Source organism: Pseudoalteromonas sp. bablab_jr010 (assembly GCF_016464105.1).
In the GTDB taxonomy this organism is placed as follows: domain Bacteria; phylum Pseudomonadota; class Gammaproteobacteria; order Enterobacterales; family Alteromonadaceae; genus Pseudoalteromonas; species Pseudoalteromonas simplex.
The window spans coordinates 1-7,692 of the sequence record NZ_JACDWV010000026.1 but is presented as its reverse complement, the minus strand read 5'-3'; the positions used below and the strand labels follow the sequence as shown (position 1 = coordinate 7,692).

Here is a 7,692-nt window from a genome sequence, read left to right as displayed (position 1 = left end):
CTCTCGCGCCTTTTGGCTACAGCGTATTAACCACTTCCGCTGTTTCATCATATAACGCACCTTACGCGGATTCACTTATGTTCATCATACTGACGGCCTAGCACTCACCCGATTTGTGGTTATCAGGAGGATCGTCCTCTCACGATTAAGATCCCGATTGGCGCATACCAACCTTCGTTACATTGTCAGAGCCGCTACTTTATTCAGGCTCCTAGGATCATCTGGTGATACAGATGGTTCACTCATTAAGCGGTGAACAGCGCTTCATACGACTTCACGTCGCACGCCCCAAAATGAGTTAAAGTGAATGCTCTAATGACGGCTTTGAGCGAATAGCGGTCATTAGAAAATTATTTTTCAACACTGATTTTGTGTCCAATTGCTATGTGTTTCTCCTATATTCAGGAAAACAACCCATTTGGTCGTTTTTACCTTTTTCATAATCTCTATAATGATTAAAAGTTTATCTGTAGCAACAAGTTAGTTAGTGTGGTAGAACTGGTACAATGATAAAAATGACCCGCGGCTCGGTAGAAAAACGACCCAATGAGTCGATATTAAATTGTTAGCTTCCAAGGAGTAAAATGCAACCAATTTGGATTGACAAGATAGAAGTTGCTAGACGACAGATTACTGAAGCAGTGACTCTGTTTTTTGAGTTACGTGATTTTGTAGTGATTCATACTGTTATTGCATCTGCTCATCAGGTGTTAATTGATGTGGGCAAAGAGCAAGGAATAGTAAGTGTAGTCAAGAACCCAAAAGGCATGACGAGAGAGGAATTCAGGAAGCATGTAAGAACTGTCAATGAACCTTATAATTTTTTCAAACATGCAGATAAAGATCCTGAAGGAAAGATAAATATCGCTCCAATTGAGAGATTTACATCTGATTTCATGCTTGATGCAATACTAATGCTTCAAAATATTTCGGGTGAAATTCCTCTCGAAGCAAAGATCTTCTGGAGTTGGTTTGTCAGTACATACCCAGATGAGCTCAGCGATTGTCCTGAAGATGGAGCCCTTAAGCACCTGATGTCTTTAGGGCTAAATGAGTGGGATTTTCCTACAATCAGGCAGTTTCTAACATTTGGTGAAATCATGCAGGAGGCTAACAAGTAAATCCAGGTGACGCCTAGGCCGCACCTGATTTAGGCGTTAGCAATTTAATTTAGCATTTAGAAAATCTTTTAACCCCTTTTGGTGTGTTCGAACGTTATTAAAAAACAATAATTAAAATTTCAGGAAAATATGAACAATAAAGTCTTTAAACCCCTCATCGTTAGCTCACTCGTTCTATGCAATTATGTCAGCGCTGCAGATTGTTATGATGTGTCACAAAATATTGCCAAACAACTTGAAGATAACTACGTCATTGAAAATACAGCAACAAGGTTAGCTCAGTTAATACGTTCGCAAGTATTTTTATCTGGTTGTGAACGTCAAAAGTCATCTGAAGATATTGCTGAATTTATGACCTTGGAATTAAACAAGATTGCAAATGATAAACATCTTTCTGTTGTTTATGATCCAAATTGGGTTAGTGAATTGAAAGATTATCGTTCGTCAGCACAAACTGAGGCGTTTGCTGATAGTCGTGTCATGGAGACTCCTATAGACAACTATGGTTTTAAAAAGGTTGAATTGCTTGATGGCAATATTGGTTACCTCGATATAAGAGCTTTCTCTGACAGTCACTTAGGAGGTGAGACGCTTGAAAATGCGATGAAATTTTTACAGCATGCCGATGGTATCATTATTGATTTAAGGAACAATTATGGCGGTAGTCCATTTATGGTGACTTCCTTAGCAAGTTACTTCTTTGACCTAGATACAGTCCATTTATCAACTTTTGAAAGCCGTGAAAACGGTGTGTTAACTCAAACGCAAGATTGGACTTCGCCATATGTACCAGGTCCTAGGTTTAAAGATACTCCTCTTTATATCCTCACCAGCAGTAATTCTGCATCCGCTGCAGAAGGCTTTAGCTATTCAATGCAAAGTTTGAATAGAGCAACCATTGTTGGAGAGGTAACTGCTGGCGCCGCTCATGGTAGAAGTACTGAAATAGTAAATAATGATTATATTCTCACTTTACCATCCACACGACCTGTAGATCCAAGAACAAATGACAACTGGGAAAGAAAGGGGGTGAAACCAAATATTGAAACAAGTAGTGATAATGCATTTTATGTTGCTTATGCAGAGGTGCTTAATTCCTTAATCAAAAGTAATAGTAAAAACCTTGGTTTGCATCAATGGGTCTATCCATTGGTTAAAGCAAAATCGAGCCAATACCAGCCAAGTCAGAGTGATTTCAATCAGATAGTAGGTACGTTTGGAGAGCGCAAGATATTCCAAAAAAGTGGTAAACTCTTTTATCAATATTCAAATGATCCGGCGTTTGAAATTGAGTTACTTGATAAAAAGACCATTGTTTTTAAAGCGTTTACTGAAGCAAGACTGCAAGCAATATATAAAAATAAGCAAGTCATTGCATTGAAAATGCTCTCTTTGGGTGAGGATGAAAGAGTGTTTCAGAGAACGATGTAAAAATTGCTAACAAGGCTGTTAACACGGACAAAAAATAGTTGGCTTTGATTGTACCTAACAAAATTCTAGCCAACTATTTTTAGCTGGTTACAACGGCGTGAAGATCCGCTTTTGGCACAGAGTCATCCTTCGGCGCTAAATTGTTTCTGTCCAACTTCAAGTTCATCGGATCTTGGTCGGCACATTTATGCCCGTTTCTTGATAGAGTCGTTACTCTGTTCAGATTATTGTACTGAGTATTAAAAAACATTGTTTGTTATTAGTTTCAAGCTGGTGTTTAATACATCCTCTTAGTGCATTCCGCAGCCTGATTCTTGCATAAAAGTTTGCTTAGCCAAGCGCCTACTCTAAAAAGTGGTTCAGACAAATCCTTTTATCGATTTATTTCCTCTACTTTTCAGCCTCTATCTAAATTTGCTTGGTGCTTTAAATGTTGAATAAACATCGAGATCTTTTTTGCCAATTGTTTTCTGGAAGCGTAAAAGATATACAAAACCAAATCTTCAGGCTCATATTCCATTTTTACTATTTCCAGAGAACCAGCATCTATTTCATTACGACAGAATTCGGTGGGCAGTATAGCAAACCCCAGAGCAGCTAATGTGCCAGATTTAGCGAGATGCCCGCTATTGACCTTAAATGAAGACTGTACTTTTTGAGTAATAAGCTCACCTTTAGTATTTTTGAAAACCCAAGGTGCTCCATGTAACGCAGTAAAAGTATTGATACATGGGACGTGTTTCAAGTCGGTAACCTGAAAAGGTCTGGGAGAGGTCTTTAAGAGTTTTGGGGATGTCACAACAGAGCTTGGCCAACGCTTTATCTCCTTAGCTACCCAATTATTATCTTCGAGCTTTCCTCTGTGAAAACTTAAAATCACGTCAAACCCATCAAGTAAATCCTCTTTCGGGCTGATACTTGTATCGCAACATAGTGAAATTGAGGGATGCTTGGTACAAAAAGACACGACTGCTTGAGCTAAAGCAGGCGAGTCTGGCATTAAAACTCTAAGCTGCCCAACGACCTCATGAGAGTGCTGTGTCACTTCCTCAAGAGCATCATTAAGTTTGTCAAACAATGGCTGTGTGCGTAAGTAGAGATGTTCTCCTGCATCTGTTGGAGCGATTCGGCGTGTGGTTCTGTTAAATAGTCGTATATCCAGTCGCTCTTCGAGCAAAGCAACATGACGACTGATATTTGATGTAGGCAAACTTAAAAATTCCGCAGCACGTTTGAAGCTGTTGTTCTCATAGACACAGTGAAAACTTTTTAGCCACTGCTGGTCAATTTTATCAAGCATCTTATTTAATCCCATAATATTGGATTATCAAACCAATAAAGCACACTTTATTACCAAAAATAGGCCTATACAATACTTATCACTAAAGTTATATGAAAAGGTTTCCGATGAGTTGGTTAGAAAAACTGTTAGATAAGAAGAATATAATCAGTACACGTAAAGCTTCTATCCCAGAGGGAATATGGACTAAATGTCCATCCTGTGATCAGATATTATATCGCATTGCCCTCGAAGAAAATTTAGAGGTGTGCCCAAAATGCGATCATCATATGAGGATGTCAGCATGCCGCCGCTTAGACAGCTTTTTAGATAAAGGAGAGCGAATTGAGATCGCGAGTGAACTTGAACCGAAAGACTTTCTACATTTTAAGGATCTGAAACGCTACAAGGAACGCCTTGCTCTAGCCCAGAAAAGTACTGGGGAAAGGGATGCCTTAGTTGCGATGAAAGGAAAACTTATGGGCTTACCTGTTGTTGCCTGTGCATTCGAGTTTTCTTTTATGGCAGGGTCGATGGGCTCAGTTGTAGGTGCACGTTTTGTTCAGGCAGTTGAAGCTGCTGTAGATGCAAATTGTGGATTAGTTTGCTTTTCTGCCAGTGGTGGCGCTCGTATGCAAGAATCTCTGATATCGTTAATGCAAATGTCAAAAACTAGTGCTGCGTTAAATCGGTTATCCAGTAAAGGCTTACCATATTTTTCTGTATTAACAGACCAAACATTGGGTGGAGTTTCAGCGAGTCTAGCCATGCTAGGAGATATTAACATTGGCGAGCCGAAGGCAATTATCGGCTTTGCTGGACGTCGCGTGATAGAACAAACTGTTCGGGAGAAATTACCTGTGGGCTTTCAGCGGAGTGAGTTCCTCTTAGAGCATGGCTCTATAGACATTATTATTGATAGGCGTGAAATGCGCAAACGAATTGGTGGATTGTTGGCTAAAATGACAAATACAACTATTCCTTTAAATCCATAGCTTATAGGTACTGTGGCGAAGCAGAACTAGCCAACAAGATAAAGCTCATTCAAATGGGTTTAAAACATTTAAAGGTATTCAAAGTTATAAAGCCATTTATGCCCAAAACTTTCTTTCCATCGCGACCACCGCCAATAAAGGTGGTTTTCGACGTTTTGGATACGAAAATTACCTGAAAGCAGGATTCGACTATGTGCTGCCAGTCAGATGAGGCTAAAGCCTATGCGTCTAAGCTGTAATGTAAGCTCAAATAGGCTACCACACGAACAAAAATGTGTATTCACAGCTATATTCCATATAAGAAAAGTTAAAACTTGCCCAATTCAACTAAGCACTGCTTTCGAAGACCGCAAATTTCATTGAACAATGATTTATTAAACCTCACTCGAACAGCAAAACCATATGCAACAATACCTTGCGGTGCAGGTAGATACCATTTGTTCAGCATTCCCATATACAATGTAATTTGAGCTCTTTCATATAAATTTACTCCAGTATAGTTTCGAGACTTAAACTCACATACAACAAACCTAAGCTTTAATAGATTGAAGAATAGGGCATCTGGCATACCGACTAGATTCTTATTTTCTACCTTTATTGGTTTTCGCCCCCCAACATCACCACCAAGAAATAGATAATAAAGAGGCACTTGTAGCTTTCTCTTAACGCTATACCCTTTTGCAATAAGTACGATCACTACGATAGAGAAAACTAGGAAAATTTGAATAATAAGTAACATATGAAACCTATAATAGTTAAAAACACAGCGCGTATTAGATTTGAACTTTTACCTGCCCGGGCGTGCTCTCGCGTGCCTCTTTTAGCCAGTTTTTTATCGAATGCACCACCTTTAGCTTTCCTAAATAATTCTCTATCTGAGTAATAAAGGGCTAATTGGGAGACTGGTATTGATTTTTTTGGGTTCATTTACACCTCCTTATGCCACTCATTATTTCACGCAAAAAAATTGAGGCAGAGATTAAAATCGAGAAAATTGAGTTTTTTTTGAATTCCAGCGCAATTGTTTAACCAGGGTTTAATGGAAGACATACAAACACTAAAACAAGGCAAAGCTGTGATTTATTTAAACCAAGTCGATCTAAAAAAACTGGTCCAAGAGCAACTATCTAAGTCTGGAATAGTTGATGCTTCTACGTATAGCTATGTAAATGAACTAAGCAAGTTGCTCTCTGATCACCGGCATGAAGCTCTATCTCTGGCACTTATAGGGGAGCTGAAGCATAAAGCTAATTACTTAACTGACTTAGCTGAAAAATCGATGCGAATGTATTTCATCCACTTTCTGGAGGATATTGTGATGGGAATAAACTCAAGAGCTGCAGTGGACATCAAAGTTCGATGTGAATACTGTTCCGGGTTAGCATCACTTTCAGAATCAAAGCACATATTCAAAGGTAAAGATCACGGTTTAATTTATCTTTGTGAAAACTACAAATCAGGATGTGATTCATACGTTGCAGTGCACAAAGGAGATAACTTACCTCAAGGAACCCTGGCTAATGCCGGCACTAGAAGCGCAAGACAAAAGGCACACAAAATATTAGATGTACTTTGGAAAGAGTATGGTTTTGCAAGAGTTGATGTGTACAGACAGTTGGCTAACTACCTAGAAGTTAAACCTAATGATTGTCATATTGGTAAATTTACCGAGCAACAATGTGAATCAGCGGTGAACTACCCAGCGACATCGGTTCACTCTCATCACTGGGCTTCTACAGTCTAGCTTAACAGCTAGGCAGCTTCTTTTTTCTCAGATCCAAAATCCAACTTCGATAATTCGAAGACTTTCGTTTTAACAGATTGTTTCTGCTGAGATGCGGGTGTTACCCTTGCGACGATTCCAGCCGCAATTATATCTAATTCACCTGTACTAGCTATGCTTTTAGCAGCAGCTAGATCTCGGCTTTGATACGCTCCGCAAGCCGTACAAGTAAAAAGCCTATCATTCAATGTTAAAACATGGCGTTGCCCGCACTCCGAACAAATTCCAGTGGATTTTTCAAAACGACCTATTTCATGATAGAGCTTGCCTTCTAGCTCAGCTTTGTACTTTGAAAGCTGAGTGATCAAACCCATCACATTATCTGCAACCATACTACCATTGAACTTTTGCATCGCTTTTACGTTTAAATCTTCGAACACTAAAATATCATTTTCATTGGTTATCTGTCGTGAAGTTTTGTGCGCAAAGTCCAGCCTTTGCCTTGAGATTTTTCCGTGTAATTTATTGATGCGTTGTTTTGTTTTTAGCCAGCGATTTGAACCTTTGGTTCGACGTGCAAGCTGGCGTTGCAATTGATTTAACTTCTCTATTGCTTGCTTTAAAAACTTCGGATTGTCGGCCACGAAACCGTTCGAACCAACCACCGTTTGCTTTGAGTTGATGTCAAAGCCAGTGATCGTTTCCAAAACTTGTTTAGCCGTTTTGCATTCCACTTCCTGAGTGATACTGCATTCCCATTTTCCGTGACGATATTGAACAGTGACGGTCTTAATTTTGCTCACGAGCTCACGATGCAGAACGATTGGCACTTTACCGACTTTTGGGATGCTTATAGCGCCATTTTCGATTCGAATGCAATTGGAATTATTGACGGCTCGAAACGAGTCGTTGTGAAGTTTTTTCTTTTTGTATGTGACTTTATGCTTTGGAAAGCGCTGCAAACGAACCTTTGAAAAAGCATTCTTAACAGCCGTTTCTAAATCGCGAGCAACCTGCTGAGCAGCAGCAGAATCAAACGCTTTAATCCAGCTAAATTCCTCGAATGGCTTAATTTCCTTGAGGAGAGAAGCCATATCTTTGTAAAACAGGAATGTTTTATCGTATTCATATCGACGCATATTT

7 protein-coding genes are annotated in these 7,692 nt (G+C 39.3%); 4 read left to right on the top strand and 3 right to left on the bottom strand.

Annotated features, from left to right (window positions below):
• The first annotated feature begins 584 nt into the window (after positions 1 to 584).
• Together JIG37_RS00625 and JIG37_RS00620 are read left to right on the top strand one after the other, a co-directional pair.
• Positions 585 to 1,121, top strand: coding sequence for a hypothetical protein (locus JIG37_RS00625; RefSeq protein ID WP_055022424.1), 537 nt, complete (start codon positions 585 to 587; stop codon positions 1,119 to 1,121).
• Positions 1,122 to 1,250: 129 nt separating this feature from the next.
• Positions 1,251 to 2,552 (top strand): S41 family peptidase, encoded by a 1,302-nt coding sequence (locus tag JIG37_RS00620; RefSeq protein WP_055022423.1) that lies wholly within the window; start codon positions 1,251 to 1,253, stop codon positions 2,550 to 2,552.
• Between the two features lie 397 nt (positions 2,553 to 2,949).
• Here the strand turns inward: JIG37_RS00620 and JIG37_RS00615 are convergent, their stop codons facing one another.
• Entirely contained in the window at positions 2,950 to 3,852 is a 903-nt protein-coding gene (locus tag JIG37_RS00615) for a LysR family transcriptional regulator (RefSeq protein WP_199528393.1), read from the bottom strand.
• A 107-nt stretch (positions 3,853 to 3,959) separates the two neighbouring features.
• On the opposite strand from JIG37_RS00615, the gene accD reads away from it, so the two are divergent.
• Positions 3,960 to 4,826 (top strand): acetyl-CoA carboxylase, carboxyltransferase subunit beta, encoded by an 867-nt coding sequence (gene accD, locus JIG37_RS00610; protein ID WP_055022421.1) that lies wholly within the window; start codon positions 3,960 to 3,962, stop codon positions 4,824 to 4,826.
• A gap of 307 nt (positions 4,827 to 5,133) precedes the next feature.
• Here accD and JIG37_RS00605 read toward each other — a convergent pair whose 3' ends face one another.
• Positions 5,134 to 5,565 carry a hypothetical protein gene (locus tag JIG37_RS00605; RefSeq protein ID WP_199528392.1) on the bottom strand — a complete coding sequence of 144 codons (432 nt, stop codon included), beginning with the start codon at positions 5,563 to 5,565 and terminating at the stop codon, positions 5,134 to 5,136.
• Positions 5,566 to 5,865: 300 nt separating this feature from the next.
• Here JIG37_RS00605 and JIG37_RS00600 point away from each other — a divergent pair, with 300 nt between their 5' ends.
• Positions 5,866 to 6,570: a zinc-finger-containing protein gene (locus tag JIG37_RS00600; RefSeq protein WP_199528391.1), complete on the top strand. Its 705-nt coding sequence runs from the start codon at positions 5,866 to 5,868 to the stop codon at positions 6,568 to 6,570.
• A gap of 8 nt (positions 6,571 to 6,578) precedes the next feature.
• On the opposite strand, the gene JIG37_RS00595 is transcribed toward JIG37_RS00600, so the two are convergent.
• The coding region (locus JIG37_RS00595) for an RNA-guided endonuclease TnpB family protein (protein WP_199528390.1) at positions 6,579 to 7,692 on the bottom strand (1,114 nt) is incomplete at its 5' end.